This is a genomic window from Pusillimonas sp. (genome assembly GCF_035515275.1).
Lineage (GTDB): Bacteria > Pseudomonadota > Gammaproteobacteria > Burkholderiales > Burkholderiaceae_B > Pusillimonas.
The window spans coordinates 1-24,499 of sequence record NZ_DATJBQ010000039.1 but is presented as its reverse complement, the minus strand read 5'-3'; the positions used below and the strand labels follow the sequence as shown (position 1 = coordinate 24,499).

Annotated in this window: 19 protein-coding genes; 9 read left to right on the top strand and 10 right to left on the bottom strand. The window is 61.0% G+C overall.

Translation table 11 applies throughout. The features are described from left to right. The first annotated feature begins 7 nt into the window (after positions 1–7). From VL003_RS02535 to VL003_RS02505, 7 genes are read left to right on the top strand one after another with little or no spacing between them, the layout of a single operon-like run. A complete protein-coding gene (locus VL003_RS02535; protein ID WP_325439263.1) occupies positions 8–1,888 on the top strand; it encodes an ABC transporter permease in 1,881 nt (626 codons plus the stop codon). Next, on the top strand, positions 1,888–2,739 hold the full coding sequence (locus VL003_RS02530) for an ABC transporter ATP-binding protein (RefSeq protein WP_325439262.1): 852 nt from the start codon (positions 1,888–1,890) through the stop codon (positions 2,737–2,739). The genes VL003_RS02535 and VL003_RS02530 overlap by 1 nt, the downstream gene beginning before the upstream one ends. After that, positions 2,723–3,460, top strand: a complete 738-nt coding sequence (locus tag VL003_RS02525; RefSeq protein WP_325439261.1) for an ABC transporter ATP-binding protein — start codon at positions 2,723–2,725, stop codon at positions 3,458–3,460. Before VL003_RS02530 ends, VL003_RS02525 begins: the two co-directional genes overlap by 17 nt. Further along, positions 3,457–5,211: an FAD-binding protein gene (locus tag VL003_RS02520; protein ID WP_325439259.1), complete on the top strand. Its 1,755-nt coding sequence runs from the start codon at positions 3,457–3,459 to the stop codon at positions 5,209–5,211. The genes VL003_RS02525 and VL003_RS02520 overlap by 4 nt, the downstream gene beginning before the upstream one ends. Next, entirely contained in the window at positions 5,208–5,579 is a 372-nt protein-coding gene (locus tag VL003_RS02515; RefSeq protein WP_325439257.1) for a 2Fe-2S iron-sulfur cluster-binding protein, read from the top strand. The genes VL003_RS02520 and VL003_RS02515 overlap by 4 nt, the downstream gene beginning before the upstream one ends. Then, positions 5,572–6,117: a winged helix DNA-binding protein gene (locus VL003_RS02510; RefSeq protein ID WP_325439255.1), complete on the top strand. Its 546-nt coding sequence runs from the start codon at positions 5,572–5,574 to the stop codon at positions 6,115–6,117. Before VL003_RS02515 ends, VL003_RS02510 begins: the two co-directional genes overlap by 8 nt. Then, positions 6,114–9,770: a hydantoinase B/oxoprolinase family protein gene (locus VL003_RS02505; protein ID WP_325439253.1), complete on the top strand. Its 3,657-nt coding sequence runs from the start codon at positions 6,114–6,116 to the stop codon at positions 9,768–9,770. Before VL003_RS02510 ends, VL003_RS02505 begins: the two co-directional genes overlap by 4 nt. 49 nt (positions 9,771–9,819) lie before the next feature. Here the strand turns inward: VL003_RS02505 and VL003_RS02500 are convergent, their stop codons facing one another. From VL003_RS02500 to VL003_RS02455, 10 genes are all read right to left on the bottom strand, one after another. Next, positions 9,820–11,016, bottom strand: a complete 1,197-nt coding sequence (locus tag VL003_RS02500) for an MFS transporter (protein WP_325439251.1) — start codon at positions 11,014–11,016, stop codon at positions 9,820–9,822. Between the two features lie 3 nt (positions 11,017–11,019). Further along, positions 11,020–11,748, bottom strand: coding sequence for an SDR family NAD(P)-dependent oxidoreductase (locus tag VL003_RS02495; protein ID WP_325439249.1), 729 nt, complete (start codon positions 11,746–11,748; stop codon positions 11,020–11,022). Further along, entirely contained in the window at positions 11,745–12,551 is an 807-nt protein-coding gene (locus tag VL003_RS02490; RefSeq protein WP_325439247.1) for a cyclase family protein, read from the bottom strand. The genes VL003_RS02495 and VL003_RS02490 overlap by 4 nt, the downstream gene beginning before the upstream one ends. Before the next feature lie 40 nt (positions 12,552–12,591). Beyond that, entirely contained in the window at positions 12,592–13,833 is a 1,242-nt protein-coding gene (locus tag VL003_RS02485; RefSeq protein ID WP_325439245.1) for an SDR family NAD(P)-dependent oxidoreductase, read from the bottom strand. After that, positions 13,830–15,005, bottom strand: coding sequence for a thiolase family protein (locus VL003_RS02480; protein WP_325439243.1), 1,176 nt, complete (start codon positions 15,003–15,005; stop codon positions 13,830–13,832). The genes VL003_RS02485 and VL003_RS02480 overlap by 4 nt, the downstream gene beginning before the upstream one ends. Continuing rightward, the gene (locus VL003_RS02475) at positions 15,002–16,630 is read right to left on the bottom strand and encodes an AMP-binding protein (protein ID WP_325439241.1); all 1,629 of its coding nucleotides are present in this window, start codon (positions 16,628–16,630) and stop codon (positions 15,002–15,004) included. The genes VL003_RS02480 and VL003_RS02475 overlap by 4 nt, the downstream gene beginning before the upstream one ends. Before the next feature lie 13 nt (positions 16,631–16,643). Next, positions 16,644–17,138: an aromatic-ring-hydroxylating dioxygenase subunit beta gene (locus tag VL003_RS02470; RefSeq protein ID WP_325439239.1), complete on the bottom strand. Its 495-nt coding sequence runs from the start codon at positions 17,136–17,138 to the stop codon at positions 16,644–16,646. Continuing rightward, a complete protein-coding gene (locus VL003_RS02465; protein ID WP_325439237.1) occupies positions 17,135–18,463 on the bottom strand; it encodes an aromatic ring-hydroxylating dioxygenase subunit alpha in 1,329 nt (442 codons plus the stop codon). Before VL003_RS02465 ends, VL003_RS02470 begins: the two co-directional genes overlap by 4 nt. Before the next feature lie 61 nt (positions 18,464–18,524). Further along, the gene (locus VL003_RS02460) at positions 18,525–20,075 is read right to left on the bottom strand and encodes an indolepyruvate oxidoreductase subunit beta family protein (protein WP_325439235.1); all 1,551 of its coding nucleotides are present in this window, start codon (positions 20,073–20,075) and stop codon (positions 18,525–18,527) included. A gap of 9 nt (positions 20,076–20,084) precedes the next feature. Continuing rightward, positions 20,085–22,463, bottom strand: coding sequence for an indolepyruvate ferredoxin oxidoreductase subunit alpha (locus VL003_RS02455; protein ID WP_325439233.1), 2,379 nt, complete (start codon positions 22,461–22,463; stop codon positions 20,085–20,087). 280 nt (positions 22,464–22,743) lie between these two features. Here VL003_RS02455 and VL003_RS02450 point away from each other — a divergent pair, with 280 nt between their 5' ends. Together VL003_RS02450 and rpoH are read left to right on the top strand one after the other, a co-directional pair. Next, on the top strand, positions 22,744–23,181 hold the full coding sequence (locus tag VL003_RS02450) for a MarR family winged helix-turn-helix transcriptional regulator (RefSeq protein WP_325439231.1): 438 nt from the start codon (positions 22,744–22,746) through the stop codon (positions 23,179–23,181). A 122-nt stretch (positions 23,182–23,303) separates the two neighbouring features. Beyond that, positions 23,304–24,188 (top strand): RNA polymerase sigma factor RpoH, encoded by an 885-nt coding sequence (gene rpoH / locus VL003_RS02445; RefSeq protein WP_325439229.1) that lies wholly within the window; start codon positions 23,304–23,306, stop codon positions 24,186–24,188. The last annotated feature ends 311 nt before the right edge of the window (positions 24,189–24,499 follow it).

Genomic DNA, 24,499 nt, shown 5'->3' with positions numbered 1-24,499 from the left:
CCAATTTATGATCGAATTATTTTTCAGCCAGGTGCTGAACGGCCTGGCCATTGGCCAGGTCTATGCATTGATCGCGCTGGGCTTCAGCCTGGTGTTCGGCGTTTCCAATCTGATCAACTTTGCGCAGGGCGCCCTGTTCATGCTGGGTGCCTTTTTTGCATTCAGCGGCGTCACCTGGCTGGGTCTGCCGCTAATTGTCGCGGCGGCAGGTTCCATTTTGCTGGTCACGGTGTTGGGCATGTTGCTCGAGGGCGTGGCGCTGCGCCCGCTTGAGAACGGCCCCTACATCGCGCCCGTTCTATCCACCCTCGCCATTGCCATCATTGTCGACCAGCTTGCCGAGATCATCTGGTCACCAGAAGGTCAAGCGTTTCCGCTTCCATTCGAAGAAGTGACCTTTTTTATCGGCGGTGCGTACATAACCAGTACCGACATCCTCATCTTCGTGGTGGGGGGGCTGGCCGCGCTGGCACTGACCTGGTTCCTGCAGTATTCGTGGATGGGGCGCAGCGTGCGCGCCACCGCGCAGGACCGGGATGCGGCGGCTCAGCTGGGCGTACGAACCGACGAAGTGCGGCGTCTGGCATTCGCACTGGCCGGCACCCTGGGCGCGCTTAGCGGCATCCTGGTGGCGCTTTACTTTAAAAGCGTCTTTCCGCAAATGGGAATGCCTTTTGCGTTGAAGGGTTTTGCCGCCGCCTTGCTGGGCGGGCTCACAAGCATTCCCGGCGCAGTCGTGGGCGGGCTGTTGCTGGGTATTATTGAAACCCTGGCCAGCGCCTACATCGGCGAAGGCTATCGTGATCTGGCGGCATTTTCCCTGTTGCTGGTTTTCTTGTTGTTCCGCCCTCAGGGCTTGTTGGGCGACAGCCGTCTAAGTGCGCTGGGCGGGTCGGGTGCTGCATCGGGCAGTATGCCCAGCACGAGTTTGCTGGCGTCGGCCTCCAGTCAAAGGGCGGCGCATCGCATTATCGAAATGCCGGCCTGGGGGTTTCTGGTGGTGGGGATAGTGCTTGCATTCTTGCCTTTGCTGACGCAAAGCAGCTACGTGCTGCAGGCGGTGGTATATGCCATGATCTTTGCCTTGCTCTCGGCCAGTGTGTCCCTGGTGTCAGGCTCGCTGGGTGTGCTTTCGATCGGCCATGCGGCGTTCTACGGGGTGGGCGCTTACACCGTCGCCGTGCTGGGACATACTTATGGCCTGCCCGCCGATCTGGCCTTGCCGGCCGCCATTGTCTTGACGGCGGTTGTGGCGGTTGTGGCGGCCCTGCCCCTTTACAAGCTTAGCGGCCACACCGCGGCCCTGGGTACTTTGGCCATCGGTCAGATTGGTTTTCTTATTTTCATGACCTGGCTGTCGGTTACACGAGGCCCCATGGGTTTTCTGAACATACCCGCGCCGCAGTTTGAGTTTCTGGGCGGGCTTAGGTTGGGCTCCATTGGTCAAAAATACTGGCTGGTGGCTTTGGTTGTGGCGGTTGGGTTGTTCCTGGCTCAACGCTTGCTTGATTCGGGCATAGGCCGTGCCTGGCGTGGCATTCGTGAAGACAGGCTTGCGGCGCATGCGGCCGGGCTGCCGGTGCGGCGCTACATGCTGATGGGTTTTGCCGTGTCGGGTGCGCTGGCCGGTGCCGCAGGCGGCATGTTCGCCTATGTGCAAAGTGTTATAAGCCCCGACAGTTTCAACGTACATGCCTCGTTGCTGCTGCTGACCATGGCCGTGCTGGGGGGGCTGGGCAACCTGACTGGCGCGGCGGCGGCCGGCTTCGTACTAACCCTTGTGCCCGAACTGTTCCGCCCGTTTGCCGAGTGGCGCATGATCGCCTACGGCGTGTTCCTGTTGCTGGTGCTGCGCATGCGGCCTCATGGCCTGTTGGGAGCACGATGATGGGGAATCAAAAAGGCATTCGTGTCGACCGCGTCTCCCGGCATTTTGACGGCGTCAAGGCGGTGGACGAAGTCAGTTTTTCACTGTCGCCGGGCGAAACTCTGGCATTGGTCGGGCCCAACGGCGCGGGCAAATCTACCTTGATCCAGCTGGTCAGCGGTATTGAGCACCTCTCGGGTGGGCATATCAGCGTAGACGGCCGCCGGGTCGATCGGCTTGCGCCCGAACGTATCGCCCGTTTGGGCGTGGGGCGCAGTTTTCAGACATCGCGGGTGTTTCCCGCCCTGTCGGTGTGGGACAGTGTCATGCTGGGGGCGCAGCCACGCTTGTTAACGGGGTCGCCCGGCGGGCGTCTGGCCAACCCCTTGTACGAGCTGCTGGCCGGCCTAATGCCGATGCGTCGGTGGAATGAGCGGGTAGCAGAACAAGAATCCATTGTGCGCGAGACGCTTCAGCTTTTTGGTGAACGCCTGTGGCCGCGCAGACAACAACCTGCTTTCAGTTTGTCGTATGCAAATCGCAGACGCCTGGAAATAGCGCGGGTATTGGCTGGGCGCCCAAGCTACTTGTTGCTTGATGAGCCCGCCGCAGGCATGAACCCCACTGAAACGGGCGAGCTGACCAATCTGCTGCACGAACTGCGCCGCATGCGGCCCGAGCTGGGCATTCTGGTTGTCGAACACAAACTGTCGCTGGTGCGGTCGGTGGCTGACCGTGTCATTGTGCTGAACCAAGGCAAAGTGCTGGCCGAGGGTGATGCCGACCACGCCCTTGATCATCCCGAGGTGGTCGAGGCTTATCTTGGGCGCGTTCGCACCCGGCCCACCTTATCGGATGCTCACCTTGGATAAGAATCACCCGTTTCTTCTCGTGGATGACATCGACGTTCACTATGGGCCGGTTCAGGCGCTGTTCGGCGTGAGTCTGCATGTGCAGGCAGGCGAAGTGGTGTCGGTGCTGGGGGGCAACGCATCGGGAAAATCCACCACCCTGAAGTCGGTGCTGGGTTTGGTTCATCCGTCGCGCGGGCGTATTTTGCTTGAGGGCAATCCTATTCATGGCTTGGCTTCGCCTGAGGTCATTGCGCGGGGAGTGGCCAGTGTGCCCGAAGGTCGTCGCGTCTTTCCTGAAATGTCGGTCTACGAGAACCTGCTGATGGGCGCTTATCCGCGTCGTCGCCACAAACACGACATCGAGCGCGACCTGGACGAAGTATTCCTGGCCTTTCCGCGTCTTGCCGAACGACGCAAGCAGGCGGCCGGCACCTTGTCGGGTGGTGAACAACAAATGCTGGCGCTGGGCCGCGCCTGGCTCCGGCGCGGCAAGCTGATATGTATCGACGAACCATCCATGGGGCTTTCCCCCAAGTTTGTCGACCTGGTCTACGAGGTTCTGTTTCGCTGGAAAGCAGCCGGGCAGACCATACTTCTGGTCGAGCAGAACGCGCGCATTGCGCTTGAGCTCGCCGACCGTGCGTACGTATTGCAGCATGGTCATGTCATTTTGCAGGGCGGCGCGGCCGAGCTCGCAGCCGACCCATCTGTTCAAAAAGCTTATTTGGGGGCGGCATGACTGCTGAACATGCTTTAAGTCGGGAAACCGACGTTTTGGTCATTGGCGCCGGTGGCGCAGGTATGAGCGCGGCGCTGGCCGCCTCGCAGGCAGGCAGCCGGGTCATTATGACGGACCGCAGTCTGGTTGGCCGCGGCGGTGCAACCATTATGGCGCAGATGACCGTGGCCGTAGCGCTGGGTGAGCAGACCCCCGATGACTGGCGCCACCACTACGCCGACACACTGAAGGCGGGCCGTGGCCTGTGCAGCGAACCCTTGGCCCGCTTACTGTGCGAGAACGGTGTTGATGCCATTCGACAGCTTGATAGCTGGGGCGTAGGCTGGGCGCGCGCGGACGACCATCTGGCCCAGGTTCATGCGCCGGGTCACGACCGGCCGCGTTGTGTCTATGTCGACTATCTGAACACCGGGCCGGCGGTGGCAAAGACATTGCGTACCCAGGTTGCTCAAAACGGCGAGATCGAGCGCTACGGCGACCTGCTGATTGTCGAACTGCTGGTCGAGCAAGGCCGCGTTTACGGCGCGGTTGCACTGCATTTAACTTCCGGCAAGCCTGTGGTTATTCGCGCCAAGTCGGTCATTATCGCCACAGGCGGGTTGACCAGGCTGTATCGCCGTAACAGCGCTTCGCTGAACATGGGTGGTGACGGCTACGCGCTGGCACTGCGTGCCGGTGCGCGCTTAATCGACATGGAGTTCGTGCAGTTTTTTCCGATCGGCCATCTGGCGCCCAGGCTGGTCGGCTTTGATCCCATCATGTGGGACCCCTTCCGCTATAAGTTGGGCGGTCGCTTGCTTAACGGTAACGGTGAAGAGTTCGTTGAAAAATACGGGCACGCAGGCGAAGCGCAGGGCTATACCATTACCCGCGACGCAGCCACCTACGCCATATTAAAAGAGGTCGAGGCCGGCCGAGGTTCGCCTGCCGGCGGTGCCTACCTTAGTTTTCAGCATGTGCCCGAAGCCACGCTGCGCAAGGCGTTCGGTCCCATCATCGACAAGCTTGCGGCCAACGGCATCGACCTGACCAAGGCGCCCATCGAGGTTGCACCCATTGCGCACTACCACATGGGCGGCATCCGCGTAGAGGTCGATATGTCCACCGACTTGCCGGGCTTATACGCGGCGGGCGAAGCGGTGGGCGGTGCCAATGGGGCGAACCGGCTTTCGGGAAATGCCATTACCGAGGCCGTGGCTTTCGGCATGCAGGCCGGCCGATCAGCCGCAGCACGCGCCGTTGACGCTGCACAACTGGACGAGGACCAGGCCTTTGCCCTGGCTGCACCCGTGTTGAGCCGCCTTGCTGCTGCACCACAGGCCGACCGCTCGATCAACGTGGCAGCCCTGATCACCCGCTTGCAGGCGCTGATGCATGACCATGTGGGGCCGTTCCGCACCGAAGAGGGGCTGCAGCACGCCCTGAGCGAACTGCAGGCGCTGAAGGCCGAGTTGGGCGACGCCCTGCCCGGCGACGGCGGGCCGCAAGACCCGGTTCGCCTGGATGCCCTGGACTTGCACAATATGCTGCTGGTGGCCGAAGCCGTTACGCGCAGCGCCTTGTCGCGGCGCGAGAGCCGGGGCGCTCATCAGCGCGACGACTTCCCCGGCATGGATGATGCCTGGACGCTGAACCAGACGCTTGCGTTTCGTAACGGCCAATGGCGGCTCGAATCGCAGCAGGTTCAACACCTTGAAACGCCGGTCGACGTTCCGGCCACCGACAGTACGGCCTACCAGAGTCAAGCATGAATACTCAAAGCAAAGACCAAACCATTGTTCTTGAAGTCAAGCGAGGCGTCGGCGAAGGTCCTTCGGCCCTTCAGCAGTACGAGCTGCCCGCAGAGGCTGCGGCCTCATTGCTGGACGGGCTGCGCTGGGTGCGCGAGCATCTGGACGACACGCTTGCCGTGCGCTACTCATGTATCAGCGCCAATGCGTGTAAAGAATGCATGATGCTGCTGGACGGCAAAGTGGTGTATGCCTGTGTCGCGCGCATGACCCCAGGCGCTACGCATCAGGTCGAACCGCTGGCCAACAAGGCGCGGGTACGCGATCTGATTTCCGAGATCGCCCCCGTTAAAGAACGGTTCGAGCGAAAGGAAGGCACCCATGAGTAACGCGGGCAAGCCTTCTTCAGGGAACGACAAAGGTGCACAGCCTCTGATCTTGTCCTCAGAGCATCTGGCACGCGGGCCGCACCCGGCCTTGTCAGAGTTCGAGTTCGGCCTGATGGTGGCGCACAATGCGTTCGCCCGCTGGGTGGTCCGCTGCATGAGGGCCGCCGGCGAGCCCGACCTGGCCATCACCGACGTGCTGGTGTTGCATCATGTGCACCACCGCGACCGTAGCAAGCGCTTGGCCGATATCTGCTTTACCCTTAATTACGAAGACAGCCACGTGGTCAACTATTCTCTTAAAAAGCTCGTCAACATGAAACTGGCGCGCAGCGAAAAAATCGGCAAAGAGGTTTTTTACTCCACTACTCCCGCCGGCGTAGCGTCGCTTGAGCGGTTTCGCGAAGTTCGCAACCGCTGCTTGCTGCCCGCCGTTGAAGGCGATCTGGCCGACGCTCAGGCGATGTCGGCCATGGCGGCGCGGTTACGCATGCTTTCCGGTATGTACGATCAAGCTGCGCGTGCGGCCTCTTCGCTATGAGCGCCCCCCACGAAACGGCCGGCGAGGGGCGCTGGCAATTCTGGATAGACAGGGGGGGTACCTTTACCGACATTGTGGCGCGGCGCCCTGACGGCCTTCTGGTCACTGCCAAGCTGCTGTCCGAGAACCCCGAGCAATACCCGGACGCGGCGGTTCAGGGCATACGCCAGTTGCTGAATGTGCCCAAGGGCGAGCCTGTGCCGGTCGAACGGATCGAAGTGGTCAAGATGGGCACCACGGTGGCCACCAATGCCTTGCTGGAGCGTAAGGGCGAGCGCGTGGTATTGGCTGTTACCAAGGGGTTTCGCGATGCCTTGCGCATTGGGTATCAGAATCGTCCGCGCTTGTTTGATCGCAATATCGTGCTGCCCGAGCTGCTGCACGAAGAAGTAATGGAAATGGACGAGCGCCTGAATGCGCAGGGCGAAGTGCTGCGGCCCCTTGATGTCGAGGCGGCGCGGCAGGCGCTTGCCGAGGCTCGCAAGCGCGGCTTCAATGCCATCGCCATTGCCTTGATGCACGGCTATAAAAACAGCGTGCACGAGCGTCAACTGGCCCAACTGGCGCGCGAGGCCGGCTACGCGCAAGTGTCCGTATCGCACGGAGTCTCTCCCTTGATCCGGTACGTGGCCCGGGGCGACACCACGGTGGTTGATGCCTATCTGTCGCCGGTGCTGCGTCGTTATGTCGAGCAGGTGGCGGCGCAGTTGCCTGGTGTGCAACTGCAGTTCATGCAGTCCAGCGGCGGCCTTACCGACGCCCATGCCTTCCAGGGCAAAGACTCTATCTTGTCGGGGCCGGCCGGCGGCATCGTGGGCATGGCGGGGGTGTCGGCCCTTGCCGGATATGACCGGGTCATTGGTTTTGACATGGGGGGCACCTCAACCGACGTCTCTCATTACGCAGGCGAGTATGAACGCGCCTTCGACACCATGGTGGCGGGGGTGCGCCTGCGCGCGCCCATGATGAGCATTCACACGTTGGCGGCAGGCGGCGGATCGATCTTGCATTTTGACGGCGCCCGATTGCGTGTGGGCCCCGAGTCGGCAGGGGCCAACCCGGGGCCGGCTTGCTATCGGCGTGGCGGGCCGCTAACCGTTACCGATGCCAATGTCATGCTGGGTCGCATACAGCCGCAGCATTTTCCTTCGGTGTTCGGGCCTGATGCCGACCAGCCGGTGGACGCCGAGATTGTGCGCCGGCGCTTCACCGAGCTGGCTCAACAAGTTTCGATGCAGACCGGCAAGCCCATTTCGCCCGAGCAGCTTGCGCAAGGTTTCCTGGACATTGCGGTGGCCAATATGGCCAACGCCATCAAGCGCATATCCGTTCAGCGCGGCTACGACATAACTCGCTATACCCTTACCACCTTCGGCGGCGCCGGCGGGCAGCACGCCTGTCGTGTGGCCGATGCGCTGGCGATGCCTCGCGTGCTGGTTCACCCGCTGGCCGGCGTGCTGTCGGCCTATGGCATGGGGCTGGCGGCGTCAACCGCCATCCGCGAGCGATCGGTCGAGGCGGTATGGGACGCCCAAGGCGAATCACAAGCCAGGCAAGTGCTTGACGACCTGGCTGCCCTGGCGCGCAACGAGCTGCTTGGCCAGAAAATATCGCCGGACCATATCCGTGTCGAGCGTCGCTTGTACTTGCGTTACGAGGGTACCGACACCGCGTTGCCGGTTGCGCTGGACGACACTGACGTCATGCGCACCGCGTTCGAGGCGGCCTACTCGCAGCGCTTTTCTTTTTTGATGCCCGACCGGCGTCTGGTGATCGAATCTGCCGTGGCCGAAGCCATAGGCGAAGAAGCTTCAAATTCGGTCGGCGCGTTCAACAGCGCACCGCGCGCGCAGGGCGAGGCACCGCGGCCGTTTGACACGGTTCACATCCATGCCGACGACGAGCCGCATGAATGCCCCTTGTATCGCAGTGCCGATCTTTGTGCTGAAGACCAGCTTATGGGGCCGGCCATTATTACCGACGCCAACGCCACCACGTTGATTGATCCGGGCTGGCGCGCGCGTATTACGCGCGGCGGCGACATACTGCTTGAACGCGCCACGCCGCGCCCGCAGCGATACGCCATAGGCACCAGCGCCGATCCGATCATGCTCGAGATCTTCAATAACCTATTCATGTCGATCGCCGAGCAAATGGGTTATAGGCTGCAGAACACTGCCTACTCGGTCAATATCAAAGAGCGCCTGGATTTTTCTTGCGCCATATTTGATGCCAAGGGCGACCTGGTCGCCAACGCGCCGCATATACCCGTGCATCTGGGCTCAATGAGCGCCAGCATACACGCCATAATCGACGCCAATCGCGGCAACATGCGACCGGGCGACGTGTTCGTGCTGAACAACCCCTATGCGGGGGGCACACATTTACCTGATGTCACCGTGGTTACGCCGGTGTTTGACACGCGGGGCAAGGACATTCTTTTCTATGTGGGGTCGCGCGGGCATCATGCAGATATTGGCGGGCTTACACCCGGCTCAATGCCGGCTGATTCCCGCACCATAGACGAAGAAGGCGTTCTGATCACCAACTTCAAGCTGGTTGAAGGCGGCAAGCTGCGCGAGCGCGAACTGCGCGAGCTGTTGGCCAGCGGGCCGTATCCCGCCCGCAATATCGATCAGAACCTGGCCGACCTACGCGCTCAGGTAGCGGCCAACGAAAAAGGGCGCGAAGAGCTTTTGAACATGGTGCAGGCTTTTGGCCTGGATGTGGTTCATGCGTATATGCAGCATGTGCAGGACAACGCAGAGGAGTCGGTGCGCCGCGCTATCGCACGTCTGACCGACGGCGAGTTCACCCAACTGTTGGACAACGGCGCACGCATACAGGTAAAGCTTGTGGTGGATCGCGCGACCCGCAGCGCTACGGTTGACTTCACCGGCACGTCGCCGCGTTTGCCCAATAACTTCAACGCCCCGCGCGCGGTGACCACAGCAGCCGTACTGTATGTGTTCCGCACCATGATCGACGACGACATTCCCATTAATGCCGGCGGGCTCAAGCCCCTGACGCTGATCGTGCCCGACGATTCCATGCTCAATCCCAGCTATCCGGCGGCGGTTGTGGCCGGCAACGTCGAGACGTCCAGTTGTGTCACCAATGCGTTGTATGGGGCGCTGGGGGTCAATGCAGGCAGCCAGCCCACCATGAACAACCTGACCTTCGGCAACCAGCGGCATCAGTACTACGAGACGATTTCCGGCGGCTCGGGGGCGGGCGGACGTTTTGACGAGCAAGGCCGGCTGATCGACGGCTTTGACGGGACATCGGTGGTGCAGACGCAGATGACCAACTCGCGCATGACCGACCCCGAGGTGCTCGAGCTGCGCGTACCGGTCCGGCTCGAGCGCTACGAGATCCGCCGCGGCTCGGGGGGGGCGGGGCGCTGGCGCGGGGGAGACGGCGGCTTGCGCACCTTGCGCTTCCTCGAACCCATGACGGTGTCCTTGCTGGCCAACGGCTGGATTCACCCGGCGTTTGGTGCGCGCGGTGGAGAACCGGGCGCTTGTGGTGAAAGCCATGTCATTCGTGCTGATGGCAGTGTGGAAACCATCAAGCACGCAGACAGCGCCGAGCTGGAAGCGGGCGACTGCTTCGAGATTCTGACGCCGGGTGGGGGCGGGTTCGGCCGATAAACTTTCGGCCCTAAAGGGCCTTCACGGCTTGCTCCTGCGCCTTTAGTGCTTAGTGCTTGCGAGACATACGCCGCAGCGACACGGCAACCACGGCGACCGGAATCAACGAGGCCAGGTGCAAGGTGTTCCAGCCCAGGCGTTGCAGCAGCAGGCCTGCGGTCATCGAGCCGACAGTCACGAGGCTGAACATGGCCAGGTCGTTGACCCCTTGTGCTTTGCCGCGTTCGGCGGGGCGATGAGTGGTCGAGAGCAGCAAAGCGCTGCCTATGAGCATGAAGTTCCAGCCTATGCCAAGCGCGATGCGCGAGGCCATGTACACGGGTATGGTCGAGCTCACGGCGCCAATCAACATGGCCGCAGCCATCAAACCGACGCCGCTCCAAAGCACTGGTAGCAGCCCGACACGATTGATCAGGGCTCCGGTAAAGAAGGCCGGTATGAACATGGCGAGCACCTGGCTTTGCACCACGAATGTAATGTCAGCCATGTCGAACCCTTGCTCCTGCATGCCCAGCGGCGTGACAGTCATAGATAGCGCCATCAGCGAAAAGCACACGCTGCTGGTCAGCACGGCCGGAATGAAGCCCGGGTGGCGTGCAATCTGGTTTAGCGGGCGCGTGGCCGGCAGCGCTTGCGGGGCGTGGGCTTGGTCGTCGGGAACACGCAGCCCGGTCAGAACCACGAAGGCAAGCAGCGATGCCAGCAGGGTCATCAAGAACGGCCCACCCATGGGGATTGCCTCGATGAGATCGAGCGAGGCGCGCGCATTCAACGGGCCCAATAGGGCGGAGATCACACCGCCTGCCATCACGAATGAAATCGCTCTGCTGCGAAACTGCGCCCGGGTCACATCGGCTGCCGCGAACCGGTAATACATGGCGAAACTTTGGTAGATGCCGATCAGGAACATGCCGGCACAGAACAACGCGAACGACGCGTTGGCAACGCCGGCCAGCATGAATGCACCGCCGCCCAGGCCGCCGGCGGTGGCCCCCAGCATGAAACCCGCGCGCCGCCCAATTCGTTTCATCAGCAGCGACGCCGGCAAGGTGGTAAGTACGGTAGCGAACATCATCAGCGCAATAGGAAGCGTGGCCAGCGACGGGTCGGGGCCCAGCCGCAGGCCGATGACGCTGGCCAGCGTCATTACCGTGATGGTCGTGATGGTGAAAAGGCTCTGGCTGCAGGCCAGGATAAGGACATTCCCGATTTCGGCTCGGGTGGGCCGGTTTTGCTGCGTTGACACGTATTAGATGGTGACCGAGCTGACGCTGGCGCCCCCGCAGACATACAAGGTCTGGCCTGTAACGAAGCTGTTGGCCGGTTCGCAAAAGAACATGACCGCGCGGGCCACGTCGTCGGGCCGGCCCAGGCGCTGAACGGGTATGCCCTTGGCAATATTGCGTTCACGTTCGCTGCCGGCGGGAACCACGTCGTAGAACATATCGGTTTGTATGGGGCCGGGCGCTACGACGTTGACCGTGATGCCGCTGGCGGCCAGTTCCAACGACCAGGTGCGGGCCATGCCCACCATGCCTGCTTTGGTGGCCGAATAGGCCGTGCGGGTGGGCAGGCCCAGCGCACCGCGTGACGACATCAGCACAATGCGACCGAACTGCTGCTTTTGCATGTACGGGAGGCAGGCCTGTGTGATCTGAATGGCCGAACCCAGATGAATCTGGGTAAGCCCCTGCAGGTCGTCAAGCTGGACCTCGGGCAGCAGCTTGGGCCAAATGACCCCGGCGTTGTGCACGAAGTGCGTCACTTCAAACCTTTTTGCCACGTCGGCGCTTGCCTGCTGCGTGGCGTTTGGGTCAAGCAGGTCGACCTGCACATTGTGCAGTCGTTCGTGCTTGAAATCGGCCGCGCGCCGGGCCATGGATACCACCTCATAACCGGCATCGAGCATCTGGCGGACGATTTCAGCGCCAATGCCGGCGCTGCCGCCAGTGACGATGGCTGTGTGGGATGCGCTCATTGCGATTCTCCGGAAGCAACATGAGACGGAACAAGGGCCAGCACGCGCAAGGGGCTTCCCGAACCACTGCGAATTTTTAGCGGTGCCGAGAAAATGACCGCGCCTGTGGGGGGTAAGTGGTGAAGATTGGTCATGCACTGCAAGCCGTAGCGGTTGTTGCCGTGCATGTAATAGTGGCACGGAAACGGCGGGTCCAGATGCTGAGCCTGACCGGCGTCGGTGCCAACCGATTCGGTACCAAAACCATGCACATCGCGCTCTTTGATCAGCCATGGCACCACTTGGGCGTCGGGCCCTGGCGAGTGTGCGCCCTCGTCGTCCATGTTCAGGTAGTCAACGGGCTTGGCGCGTTTGGACCAGTCGGTACGCATGAACACCCACGATCGGGCGGGGATGCGACCGTGCCTGGCTTCCCATTGTTCGACGAATTCAATGGTCAATAGAAAGTCGGGGTTGGCGCGCGACTCCTCCGAACAGTCAATGACGCAGGCTTCGGCAATGAACGACTCGACAGGGATGGTGTCGACAGTATTGTTGGGCTGGTCTTTTCCGCTGACCCAGTGCACGGGTGCGTCAAAGTGGGTGCCGGTATGCTCCGAGCACGAAAAATTATTCCAGTACCAGGCCGGGCCGCGCTCGTCATAGCGCGAGATTTCTTCGATGCGAAAGGGCCAGGCCTGGCCGAACTCGGGCGGCAGGACAATGGTCGGAAACTCGGGCGTCAGGGTTTCGGTCAGGTCGACGATTTTGATCTTGCCCGACAGCAGCTCGGCCATGAACTGGCCCAGAACGGAGGTCGTCATGGTGGTTCCTTCTGGTGATAGTGCCATTTGCTATACGAGGCTAAGCGCCCAGCTCGCGTTCAAGGGCCTTGGGGTTGTCGCGCAACCGCGCGCGAAACTCTTGGGCGACGTCGCCCACATAGCTGTCTTCGACGCCGTCCTGCAATGCCTTGACGATGGCGCGCGCCAGTGCCTGCGGCGTAACGCGCGGCGCAGGTGTAAGCTGCTGCCATTCGTAATCGAGGGGCCCCGAGAACACATTGACCACACGGATGCCCGACGGGCGAAACTCGTTGCGCAGGCATTGGCTCATGGATAGCGCCGCAGCTTGTGAAGCTGACCAGATGCCTTGCGAGGGCAGGTTCATGTGGGCAAAGATGGATAAAACATTCACCCAGGCGACAGCGTTATTGACGCCGTCAGACCCGCGGCCCGCCATACCGGGGCCAAAATGCTGGGCCAGGCGCATCAGCCCGACGCAATTGATGTTGAACGAGTCTTGGGCCTTGATCAGGTCGCGGTTGTGCAGCAGGCCGCCGTCGCGTTCATAGCCGGCAGTATTGACCAGGATCTCGATCTTGCCGCCTATGGAGCGCGACAGCCTTTGGACCGAGTCGGTGTCGGTGACATCAAGTGCTTGTACCTGCACGCGCGGGTCGGCGCACAGCGCCTCGAATTGTGCGGCTTTGCGCCAGGGTGTGGGGTCGCCCACAAACACCATGGTGGCTCCGGCGTCGAGCAGCGCCTGCGCAACCGCCAGGCCTGTTTCCGACTTGCCGTCGGTAACCAGGGCACGACGAAACTTCGGGTCGCAAGAGGTTTCGCGTAAGGTTTTGTCGTCTTGCATGTTGGGGGTCGCCTTGGTGGGTAGCGCGATCATCACGGCCTGGCCGCTGCGATCGAGCTTAAGACTAAGGCGTACGGTCTCGCCTTCGTTGCAGTCGCCGTGTACGTGGGCCACGACGCTGGGGCCCGAGTTTAGCTGCACCGTGCCGACGCGCCAGGGCAGGCGCTCGCGAAAATACAGGTCGTTGCTGTGATGCAGGGTGGTTATGGCAAGCAGGCGTCCCGAAGGGTCTACCGGCTGCCAGCGTAATTGTTCGCTGAGGCAGGCGTGGCAGACTTCACGCGGGGGGTATTGCACTGCCGAACAAGCCTGACACACCTGCAGTTCGAAACGGCCCTCGGCTGCTGCGGCGGTCAGGCCGTGTGCCTGGCGGCTACGATTGTCGGGCGGGGTGGTAGGAAGCCTGGTGCGGGCGACAGGATCTTTTTTGGTTGGCCGGGATAGCGGTTGGGTCATGGGTCGCTCCGGGCGAGCAGGGCTGCGGCGGTACACAGGCCGCGGTCGTAGTTGATCATGCCGAAGCCGCTGACCAGGCCGATGCGCGCCTCGGCCACCTGGCGTGTGCCTGCTGTATCGGTTAGCTGATGCAGGGTTTCGATCATGCCCAGATATCCACCGGCTGCGCCGGCCTGGCCGACCGAAAGCTGACCGCCATTGGTATTGAACGGAAAGCTGCCATCGGTGGTAAAGCTGTGCTTGCGCACGAATGCGGGGCCGTCGCCCTTGGCACAAAAGCCAAGGTCTTCGATCTGCATCATGTTAATGACCGGATAGTCGTCGTAGGCCTGCATCAGGTCGACGTCTTCGGGGCCTACGCCCGCCAGCTCGTAGAATTCGTCGCGGTCCATGGTCCAGCCGCCGCGCATTTGTATGGGGTCGTCAACCCACGCGTTGTGGCGTTCGATGGTCGACAAAATGCGAACAAAAGGCAGGTTCAATTTGCGCGCCTGCGCTTCGCGCATCACCAAAAAACCGTCGGCGCCGGCGCAAGGCATGACGCAGTCGAAAAGATGGATAGGGTCGGCAATGACCCGCGACTCAAGGTACTGCTCAAGGGTAAGCGGCTTTTTCATGAGGGCGTTGGGGTTGCCCAGCGCATTGGCGCGTTGCGCCACGCACAGTTTGCCGAAGTCTTCGCGTCGTGCGCCGGTTTCGCGCATGTAGTTGCTGGTCAGCAAAGCGAAGCTGGCGTTGGGCCCACCGGCACCGTATGGGTATACGGCGTCTTGTGCAAAGCGCGAAAACTGGCTGACTGTTTGTCGGAATGAGTCGACATGGTTGGTGTCGCCCGCAATGCAGGCCACGATGCTTGCGTCGCCGCTTTGTACCGCCCTGGCGGCGCGCCGCAGGCCGATCACGCCGCTGGCGCCGCCCATGGGTATATGGTCGAGCCACCTGGGCGACATGCCTAAATGTTGGGTCAGGCCCACCGCCGTGTCCGGCGCCAGCGTAAAACTGGACACGCACATGCCGTCGACCTGATCTTTGGCGATACCCGCCTGTTTGATCAGCTCGCCCAAGGCCCTGCCCAGCCACCAATGCGCGCTGTGCTGTGAATAGCGCACGTACGGCACGGTGACGGGCACGGTGGCTACGACCCCTTCATAGCCTGAACGGCGCGGGCTCATGGAGTTTCCTGTCGTTTCTTCAGGTCGCGCGTATCGACGCAATGCGGCGAGCCCGGCAAGGTGGGCGCCAGGGCCTTAAGCTCGCCCCGCTGTATTTTGTTGGTGGGGGTTAGCGGCAGGGCGTCAACAAAAGCCACATAACCCGGCACCTTGAAGTACGACAGCTGGGTCAGGCTCCACGAAACGATGTCGCGCGCCAGGTTCTGCATGTCGTCCTGCCTGGGTGTGGGCTGGCACACCAGGCAGGCCAGCACCTCGTCGCCGCGTAGCGGATCGGGCACGGCGGCTACCGCCGCGGCCTTGATGGCCGGATGCTGCAGTAAAACGCTTTCTACCTCGACGGCGGCAATGTTCTCGCCGCTGCGTCGTATCACGTTCTTTTTGCGGTCGACAAAGTGCAAATAACCCTGCTCGTTGCGCCGGACGATGTCGCCGGTATGGAACCATCCGCCTTTCCAGGCTTCGTTGGTGGCCTCGGGGTCTTTCAGATAGCCGGCAAAAAACCCGAAGCGCGGATTATCGCCGGCGTGGCGCACCAGAAGCTCGCCGTCCTGGTTCACGCCGGCTTCCTGGCCGGCGTCGTCTACGATGCGCACCAGTACGTCGTCTTGCTCTTTGCCAAAGCAACTGCTGCCGATAAAGCGCGGCTCATGGTTGGCAATGACGACGGCCCCCGAACCGGTTTCGGTCATGGCCCAGGCTTCAAGCAATGGGAAACCAAAGCGTTTTTCGAAAGGCTCGTGCAAGCTGCGGTCGATGCCGGCACCAAAGCCAAAACGCACCTCGTGGCGGGTGTCGTCGGGGCTGGGCTCGGCCTTCATGAGTATGGCCGGCATGACACCCAGATAGTGAACGACGGTGGCGCGGGATTCGCGCACCGAGTTCCACCAGCTGCGCGGATGAAAACGATCGAGTGCAATAAGGCATCCGCCGGTGACCACCATGGCCATGGTCGAGCACGCCATGGCGTTCATATGGACCAGGGGCAGGGGTGTGAGCATGCGCTCCTGGCCTGGGCGCAGGGCGGCCAAGCCGCCGATTTTTGCGTACCAGTTGCCTGCATGAAGAAAGTATTCGTTGGGCAGAATGCACCCCTTGGGTCGCCCGGTGGTGCCCGATGTATACAGCAAGGCGCATTCGGTCTGGTCGTTAGGGGGGCTGCCTTCAAGCGGCGGGGCAAAGGCTGCGGCGGGCGGCTTCTGGCCGTTGGAAATAATGCCAAGCGGCCGGTTGGCTGCGTCGGCCGCTGCCCGAAGGGCTTCGTGATGCGAAGACAGGGCCACCGCCAGCACGATTTCTGAATGGCCCACCAGGTATTCAAGTTCGGCCGCGCGAAGGTCGCCGTTGATGGGCACGACCGATACGCCCAGGGCGTTCAGGGCGAACCAGTGCAAAAAGAATGACGGTCGGTTTTCGAGCAGCAGCCCCACGCGGTGCCCGTGACCGTAGCCGGCTTGCTGATAGGTGGCCTTGTGGGCTTCAATCGCAGCCAAAGCGCCGCGATAGCTAAGTTCGCCCGACGCCGTACCGTAGATCTCGGCGGTTTCAGCAAGCACCTGCACAAAGGGGTTGTCGGGCCACTTTTGAGTGGTTTCACAAAAAGCCTGATATACCGTCAAGGACAAGAGGTGCCCCTTTTTACATAAGAAGTTGAATGCTGCGCATGGCTGCGTCGCAATTGACCAGGTCGACGCGTTTCAGCTTTATCTGAAGGCCCTTTTCGGTGCTGACCAGTTGGTGGGTGGTCCAGCCCGCAAACAGCACTTGTTGATCAAGGCGGGTCTCGACATAGTGAAAAGCGGTACGAACCACGTACTGCCCTTTATCAGGGGCATGCCATTCGTGGCTGGTTTCGATTTCGGGGCGGGCCAGCAAGTGGTGGCTTCGGCTGCCGGGCTGTTGCGAGAAAGTACGTTGGCCCGCCAGGCGTTCGATGCGCACGCGAAGCAGCAGCTTGTCTTCGTAAAGAAGCGAGGTATGCAGGCGCGGGTCGGACTGGTTGGGGGCTAGCGGCATCCAGTAATAGCCGTCTTCGGTAAGCAGGTCGAGCCAGGCTTCGAAACGTCGCTCGTCGAGCATGCGGGCTTCGGCGTAGACGAAGTTGATCAGTTGCTGATCGGTAATGGCGGTCATGCGGGCTCCTTTTGCAGCATGTCGGCTGTGATGTAGTGAGCCCAGGCCCGATACTGATTGCGCATCTGCCATTCGTTGGTGCCGTTGGTCACTTCGTTCTTTCGGTCGAATTCAGTGGGGTCGTACAGCCGCGCTACGTTGACCCACTCGCGCCCGCGCGAGTGCAGGCCCAGTTGGGCGCGCTCATAGACCTCGTGGTCGTCATGCCCCACCATGGAGGTTGGGGCATTAATGAGCCGGTTGTACATAAGTGTGCGTTCCAGCAATTGGTCGGGCGCGCCCACCAGCCGGAAGGTCCAGGACTCGACCAGGGTTTTGTTGGCAGCCAGGGGCTTGAAGATACGGAGCGTCTGGATTGGGCCCTTGACCATAATGTTGGGAAAATACGTGGTGTTGTGCCGCACGTCACCCAATATTTGTTTGGCGCGCTCTTCGCCGTAGGCCTTGACCATGCTTTCTTGGTAGCCCTCTACATTAGAGTAGGCGGCATGAATGGAGTCGCTGACGCCGGTATGGCCATGGCCGTTCTCCCAGACCCGAATACCCATGCCCTCGAAGAATTCATACGACGAAATGAACGGAGCAAATTGCTCGACTGCCATGGGTTTGGGCGTGCCTTCCGGGGCTTCGTTCCAGACCTTTACGGCGGTGCCGGCCGACGATTCGTGGGCGATCATGGGATGGCAGGTGTCGCTTTGGTTGTCGACCAACATCTTCCAGTTGCAATCGTGCATATAACGCAGCACGCCGCCGGCAACCTCAAGCTTGCCTTCGGGTGAGCGGTCGACCATGTTGTCGAGTGTGCTTAGCGATTCGCCGAAAAACGCTTCGAAGCTCTGGCCTTCGGGGCTCAGGCGGCAGAAGATGAAGTCGCGGTAGTTGCGTACGTTCTCGACCTGAGCCATGCCGCCCGATGCTTCGGTTTGCTTGAAATGATCGGGGTCGTAGCCGCGCTTCAAGGGCAGCGCCAGCAACGAGCCGTCGGTCTTGAACGACCAGGCATGATAAGGGCAGCGAAAGAACTTGCCGGTATTGCCGTAGGGCTCGTTAACAACCATAGAGCCTTTGTGCGGGCAACGGTTGTGTATGACGCGCACGGTGTTGTCGTTGTGCCGAACCATGACCACCGGCTGGTCGCCGACCGTGGTCGTGAAGTAGTCGCCCACATTGGGCACCTGACTGGCATGGCCTACGTATACCCATGTGTTGGCAAACAGGTGCTCCATTTCAAGCTGGAAGATCTCGTCGTTAATGAAAAGATCGCGGTGCACCTCAGAGGGGCGCACCAATGCCTGCACGGCTTCGGGGTTGTTGCGGTAACTCATGGTTTGGCCTCGTCGAGAGCAATGCGGCGCGCGTTGGGCGTGGGCCGTGCGCGCCACAGGGTTATGCCGCCAGTTTCATGTCTTCTGCCAGCATGGTGTCCAGTTTGCTGCCTTTGTCGTCGGCCAGCGCAGCTTCGCGCAATTCGCGCAGACGCTGGGCGGCATGGGGCCGGCCACGCAGCTGTGCGGCGGCCGCGATAAGGCGTCGGTATTTGCTTTCGCCGCGCTCATGCGTGTCGCTATAGCCTTTGACCAGGCGTCGGCTATTGACGATTTCAACCGCCAGATCGTAGTCGACCGGAGCGGTTTCTTCGATTAGACGCAGCCAGTCTTCGAGGCTCTTGAGTTCGATGCGATGACGCAATGTGCTGCGGCGGAACCGACGCATGCCGGCCAGGCTGTACAGCATAAGGAAGCCCGTCAGCGTGCCGCTTTGCAGGAACCGGCCCTTGCGACAGAAGCGCTCCAGAAAGCCGCTGGCGAACTTGGAGTTTTCGACCCAACGGCCCAGCGGGGCGGGCATGGTGCCGCACAGCTCTTCGACGCGCGGGTGCATGTATTCGGTGGTGTACAGCAACTGGTCGGATTTTGCTCCGACCTCGCCGCGTACCCGTTCGAAGCGGGCTGCGCGGGTTTTAAGGTCGGCCACTCGAATGACGTCGTCGTAGGCCATGGCCACGGCAACGTAGCGCGCCGCTGCAGAGGTTAGCGCCCAGTTCTTTGCCGGGCCGCCGTACTGCTCGTCGAGCTTGCAGAGGCTGCGGACGCGATCCAGGTATTTGGCGCCATAGGCGGGGTCCTGGAAGTCGATGGTGCGGCGCAGCCCGGCCACCAGCATGGGCTGGGCCTGGGCTGGAAAGTTCTGCTTCAGGTCGTCGAGCAGTTTACGTATGCGTGGATGCGTGGCGGTTTCAGGCACCGCAGGTACGGGCCGTTCGGTGTCGATGCGCGCGGCTTCTGCGGGGGCATTGGCGGCGGCATCAAAGCCCAGTGCGAATGCCCGCAAGCTGGCCTCGACGCCCACGCCGCCGCGGCGGATGGTTTCTTCGTAGTCTTCGCGAGCAAACGGCAGGGTGCCGCTGCCCGCGACAGCGCCAAACAGGCTGGCGCTGATGACGCTGCCGGCCTGGTCGGCCAGGGCTTGCAGGTCAAGGCAAATAAAGCGCTTTGCGGCGGCCTGGCCGGTTTCGATGACCTTGTTCGAATCGGCGATGCCGTTGCCACGCGCCGATTTCTCGCCCACGGCGTAACTGCGGTGCGACGACGAGATAAGCGTGCTGCGGTCTGGGGTGACCAGCCCGCGCTGAATGGCGCGGCCGCCTTCCATGAGCTCGGCTGCCACTACCAGGTCGACGTCGCCCGGAGTGGGCATCATGGCCAACGCGGGAGGCGTTCCGGCTGCCTCGACGTCGGATTCGGGCAGCATTTCGAGATAGTAGATGGTGGCGCCGGTACGCTGGGCAACGCCCGGTACCGAGGTGGTTTGCGCCCACCACCTGGCGTGCTCGGCCATGTCGACGATCCAGTCGGCCAAGACGCCGCCGCCTTGGCCGCCCATGGCCAGAATGGCGATTTTAATGGGCGTGCCCGGTTTGAATTGAGTGCTTGTCATGGTCGATTATTAAAACGAATATTGGTTCAGGCGCTGTGTGCGGCGAGCCTGCAAAAGCCCGATGACGCGTTGGCGTACCTTGGCTTTGAACAGATCCCACTGTGAAGGGTTCTGGATAAGATCGGCCCGGTAGAAGGAGGGGCACAACACCGCTGCGTGAGCCACTTCACCACAGTTTCCGCAGCCCACGCAGGTATTGTCGACGTAGGCGATGGGGTCTTCTTTGAGCGGGTCGCCACTGTCTTTGACCGTAAGCGAGGGGCAGCCCGAAAGGCGGATGCAGGCGTGGTCGCCGGTACAGACATCGGGGTCGACGCCGAAGCGCTCTTTGACCACCCGTTTGCCTTCCTTCAGCGCCGCTCGTATTTGCGGCTTGATGCGCCTTTGCTTATTAAGCATGCATTCCGACTGCGCAATAATGACCTTGGGGCCCTTCTCGGGGGTGGTCAGGGCCTCTTCGATAGTGGCCTGAACCTTTGACACACTGTAGGTGCGTTCGAGCACCCGCACCCACTTCACACCCACGCCCTTTACGGCGTCGACAATGGGGTTGTTGGTTGAGCGGGTCTTGTTGAAGGCGCGCGAAGACAAAACGTCTTGTCCGCCGGTGGCGGCGGCATAGAAGTTGTCGATAATAATAATGACGCCGTCGTACTTGTTGAACACGGCGTTGCCTATGCCCGAAGCCAGCCCGTTGTGCCAGAAGCCGCCGTCGCCCATGATGGAAATTGAGCGTTTGGACGACGGCACGTTAAAGGCCGCCGCGCTGGAAGCGCCCAGGCCGTAGCCCATGGTGGTGGCGCCCAGGTTGAACGGAGGCAGAATGGAAAACAGGTGGCAGCCGATGTCGCAGGCAATGTGGTGTTCGCCCAGCTTTTCTTGAGCCAGGGTCAGCGCCGAAAACACCGGGCGCTCGGGACAACCTGTACAGAAGCCCGCCGGCCGGGGCGGCACCACACTGGAAAGCTCGCTGACCTGTCGCTGGAAACTGATGGGCTGAGCCGAGACCTTGCGCGCTACCTGATCTACCTTCATGGGCTGCACGCGCGGTATCACCGTGGGTGTGCCGTTGCTTGCCGCTGCGTGCCCGTTGCCTGGCATGCCACTCGGTGAAAGGGTTTGGTCTTCTTGCGAGGCCATGTCGCCGTCTTCTTCGAGAGGGGGCATGGTGGCAGTAGCTGTGGCGGTTGCCGTGGCGGCAGCCTGTGGGGCGGCGGCATCCGATGCTTCGGCGGCTACGTCAATAACCGGCAGGGCCTCGGGGTGGTGCTTTTCAAGAAAGGCCTGAAGGCCGTCGCGCAGCACAGCGGTGGTGTACTCGCCGGCAACCGGCAACACGTCTTTGCCCGAAAGCAGCGTGTGAATGCCGGCCTGACGCAAGATGGTCGCGATGTTCTGCTCGATATAGTTGGGCTGGCCTTCTTCGAGCATCAGCACTGCTTTCTTGTCGCGGCAGAACTCGTTTATTTCGTCGTCGATCACCGGATAGGTGACGTTCATGATGTAAAGCGGAATGCGGCTGTTTCCGAAGTGGTCGGCCAGGCCCAGCAGCTGTAATGCGCGAATGACACCGTTGTACAGGCCGCCTTGTAAAATAAGGCCGATGTCCTGGAGCTCGCCGTCGATGAATTCGTTGAGCTTGTTCTCTTTGATGTACTTGACCGCGGCGGGCCAGCGGGTCTTGACCTTTTCTTGCTCGTGCAAAAACGATGCAGGCGGCAACACGATACGGCTGACGTCGCGGGCGGGGTTGTCAAGTGCCTGCGCCAGTGTGAACTCGGGCCGTTTGTTTTCTTTGGTAATGAAGCGGCCGTGCACGTGGCAGCTGCGAATGCGCAACTGCAAGATGACCGGCGTGTTGCTGGCCTCGGACAATTGAAAACCGTCTTCGACGGCCTTGACCATGCTTTCGAGGTTGGGCCGTGGGTCGAGCAGCCAGATTTGCGATTTCATGGCAAAAGCGTGGGTACGCTCTTGCATGATCGAGGAGCCTTCGCCGTAGTCTTCGCCCACAATGACCAAAGCGCCACCCGTTACCCCACCCGACGCCAGGTTGGCCAGGGCGTCGGAGGCCACGTTGGTGCCCACGGTGGATTTCCAGGTTACGGCGCCCCGTACCGGGTACATTACCGAAGCGGCAAGCGTGGCCGCTGCGGTGGCTTCCGAGGCGCTGGCCTCGAAGTGCACGCCCAGTTCGGAAAGGATGTCTTGTGCGTCGGCGAGCACGTCCATCAAGTGCGAAATGGGCGCACCCTGATAGCCTGCCACGTAACTGACGCCCGATTGCAACAGCGCCTTGGTGACGGCCAAAATGCCTTCGCCGCGAAATTCTTCGCCCGGGGCGATGCGAAGCTGTTGTACTTCTTTCTTGAATGAACGTTCTGCCATGGGGTCTCCAGATAGAGTAGGGTCTACCGGCAGCGGTAATGCATGAACAACCGGGGCCGCCAAAGGGCGGGCATTATTCGATTGATTTGGATAAGATGTAAAGCGCTGTCAATAAAACATGAAAATTCATGGATTATTGAAATTTAATTTAAAGAACAGGTGCTTGGGTATAAGGGCAAACCATTACATTGACGCTTCATTTTAATTGGAATACGATTTTTGCGGGGGTAATTCAGCCGTTCGCGGCGCTGCACCTCGAACGGTTTAGAAGGGATATTTTATGCATACTGACGGATCCCAGCCGCGGTTTGTTCATCGCTATCTGGCGTCAGTGCTGGCACTGGCCAGTCATCGTATTTCCGAAGAATTCCACAAAGAAGTACGTAAGGCGGGTCTGACCGTTACTGAATGGCGGGTGTTGGGCAGCCTTATTGAGGGCGAAGGCGAGACCGTGGGCGAGCTGGCCGAGCTGGCTGTTACAAAGCAGCCCACGCTCAGCAAGGTGCTGCCGCGGCTCGAGGCCGAAGGCTATGTCAGCCTTACCACCGCCCGGGCCGACCGACGCCAGACCCTGGTAAAAATCACCCCCAAAGGCGCGCGCCTAATCAGCGGCTTGTGCGATCAAGCCATGCAGCATCAGCATCGGCTGCTCGAAAAGTTCGAACCCGACCACGCAGACCGCCTGGTAGACATGCTGCGCGAGATCATACGGCGCTAAATCCATCAACGAACTTTTAGCCCCGCGCTCAGTCTTACAATTAGCACTCAATGCTCGAGAGTGCTAAGATCATAATTCTTTGTCCGCCCTTTGATTACCATCTACAAGGATAGTCAGAACTGATGACAACCCAAACCCAATCTTTGGCTCTATCAAACAACGCTCTGGCCATGGCTGTGTCCAATCCGGGCGCGCTGGGCACGATCGAAGCCTACATTGGAGTCGTAAATCGCCTGCCCATGCTTACACAGCAGCAGGAAACCGACCTGGCCGTACGCTTGCGCGACGAGTCTGACCTTGACGCCGCCCGCCAGTTGGTGCTGTCGCACCTGCGTCTGGTGGTTTCCATTGCCCGGCAGTACCTGGGTTACGGATTGGCGCACGCCGACCTGATTCAAGAAGGCAACGTCGGCCTCATGAAAGCGGTCAAGCGCTTCGACCCCGATCGCGGTGTACGCCTGGTGTCGTTTGCGGTGCACTGGATCAAGGCTGAAATACACGAATTCATCGTTCGTAACTGGCGCATGGTGAAGGTGGCCACCACCAAAGCCCAGCGCAAGCTGTTTTTCAACCTGCGTCGCATGCGGCCCGACGGTCAGACGCTTGACCCCACTCAGGTCGAAGACATTGCCCGCGAACTCAACGTGCGCCCCGAAGACGTCAGCGAGATGGAAGTCCGTCTTTCCGGTCAGGAGATGGCGCTTGAGGCGCCGCACGATGACGCGGACGGCTTTGCTCCCATCACCTATTTGTCCGACGAAGGCCAGGAGCCTTCGCAAGTGCTTGAACGCAAGGCGTTCGACGCCTTGCAAACCAGCGGCTTGCTGCAGGCTCTCGAAGGCCTCGACGCGCGGTCGCGTCGTATTGTCGAGGCTCGCTGGCTGCAAGACGAGGGCGGCGCCACGCTGCACGACCTGGCCGCCGAATTCGGTGTGTCGGCCGAACGTATTCGCCAGATCGAAGCCGCCGCCTTTAAAAAGATGCGTGTGGCGCTTAGCGACGACTAATACAACCCCGCGAGCCGGTTTTACGCAAGATTCCAGTGGCGGTAACGTTTGGATTCAAAATAATAGGAAGGCACGAGAACTTACGCATATCAAAGCGGACTAAACAACATGAGCAATGCTGAGTACAACCTAGGTTGTATTTTGTTCTACCGTCCGCTTCTGCTTCTCCTCAATCCCCTCCCTTTTGAAGCGGATGTTTGCGGGACACCAACAAGGTGTCCCTTTTTTTTGCCTTGAAGAAGCCCGCTGGGGGGGATATTTGCCTATATTAGTTCGCGCAGGTCGTGCACCACATCTTCGGCGGGCGCGTC

Excerpts from the sequence above, each read along its gene's own strand:
- VL003_RS02535 (WP_325439263.1), top strand. The coding sequence starts at position 8 with ATGATCGAATTATTTTTCAGCCAGGTGCTGAACGGCCTGGCCATTGGC.
- VL003_RS02530 (WP_325439262.1), top strand. The coding sequence starts at position 1,888 with ATGGGGAATCAAAAAGGCATTCGTGTCGACCGCGTCTCCCGGCATTTT.
- VL003_RS02525 (WP_325439261.1), top strand. The coding sequence starts at position 2,723 with ATGCTCACCTTGGATAAGAATCACCCGTTTCTTCTCGTGGATGACATC.
- VL003_RS02520 (WP_325439259.1), top strand. The coding sequence starts at position 3,457 with ATGACTGCTGAACATGCTTTAAGTCGGGAAACCGACGTTTTGGTCATT.
- VL003_RS02515 (WP_325439257.1), top strand. The coding sequence starts at position 5,208 with ATGAATACTCAAAGCAAAGACCAAACCATTGTTCTTGAAGTCAAGCGA.
- VL003_RS02510 (WP_325439255.1), top strand. The coding sequence starts at position 5,572 with ATGAGTAACGCGGGCAAGCCTTCTTCAGGGAACGACAAAGGTGCACAG.
- VL003_RS02505 (WP_325439253.1), top strand. The coding sequence starts at position 6,114 with ATGAGCGCCCCCCACGAAACGGCCGGCGAGGGGCGCTGGCAATTCTGG.
- VL003_RS02495 (WP_325439249.1), bottom strand. The coding sequence starts at position 11,748 with ATGAGCGCATCCCACACAGCCATCGTCACTGGCGGCAGCGCCGGCATT.
- VL003_RS02490 (WP_325439247.1), bottom strand. The coding sequence starts at position 12,551 with ATGACGACCTCCGTTCTGGGCCAGTTCATGGCCGAGCTGCTGTCGGGC.
- VL003_RS02485 (WP_325439245.1), bottom strand. The coding sequence starts at position 13,833 with ATGACCCAACCGCTATCCCGGCCAACCAAAAAAGATCCTGTCGCCCGC.
- VL003_RS02480 (WP_325439243.1), bottom strand. The coding sequence starts at position 15,005 with ATGAGCCCGCGCCGTTCAGGCTATGAAGGGGTCGTAGCCACCGTGCCC.
- VL003_RS02470 (WP_325439239.1), bottom strand. The coding sequence starts at position 17,138 with ATGACCGCCATTACCGATCAGCAACTGATCAACTTCGTCTACGCCGAA.
- VL003_RS02465 (WP_325439237.1), bottom strand. The coding sequence starts at position 18,463 with ATGAGTTACCGCAACAACCCCGAAGCCGTGCAGGCATTGGTGCGCCCC.
- VL003_RS02460 (WP_325439235.1), bottom strand. The coding sequence starts at position 20,075 with ATGACAAGCACTCAATTCAAACCGGGCACGCCCATTAAAATCGCCATT.
- VL003_RS02455 (WP_325439233.1), bottom strand. The coding sequence starts at position 22,463 with ATGGCAGAACGTTCATTCAAGAAAGAAGTACAACAGCTTCGCATCGCC.
- VL003_RS02450 (WP_325439231.1), top strand. The coding sequence starts at position 22,744 with ATGCATACTGACGGATCCCAGCCGCGGTTTGTTCATCGCTATCTGGCG.
- rpoH (WP_325439229.1), top strand. The coding sequence starts at position 23,304 with ATGACAACCCAAACCCAATCTTTGGCTCTATCAAACAACGCTCTGGCC.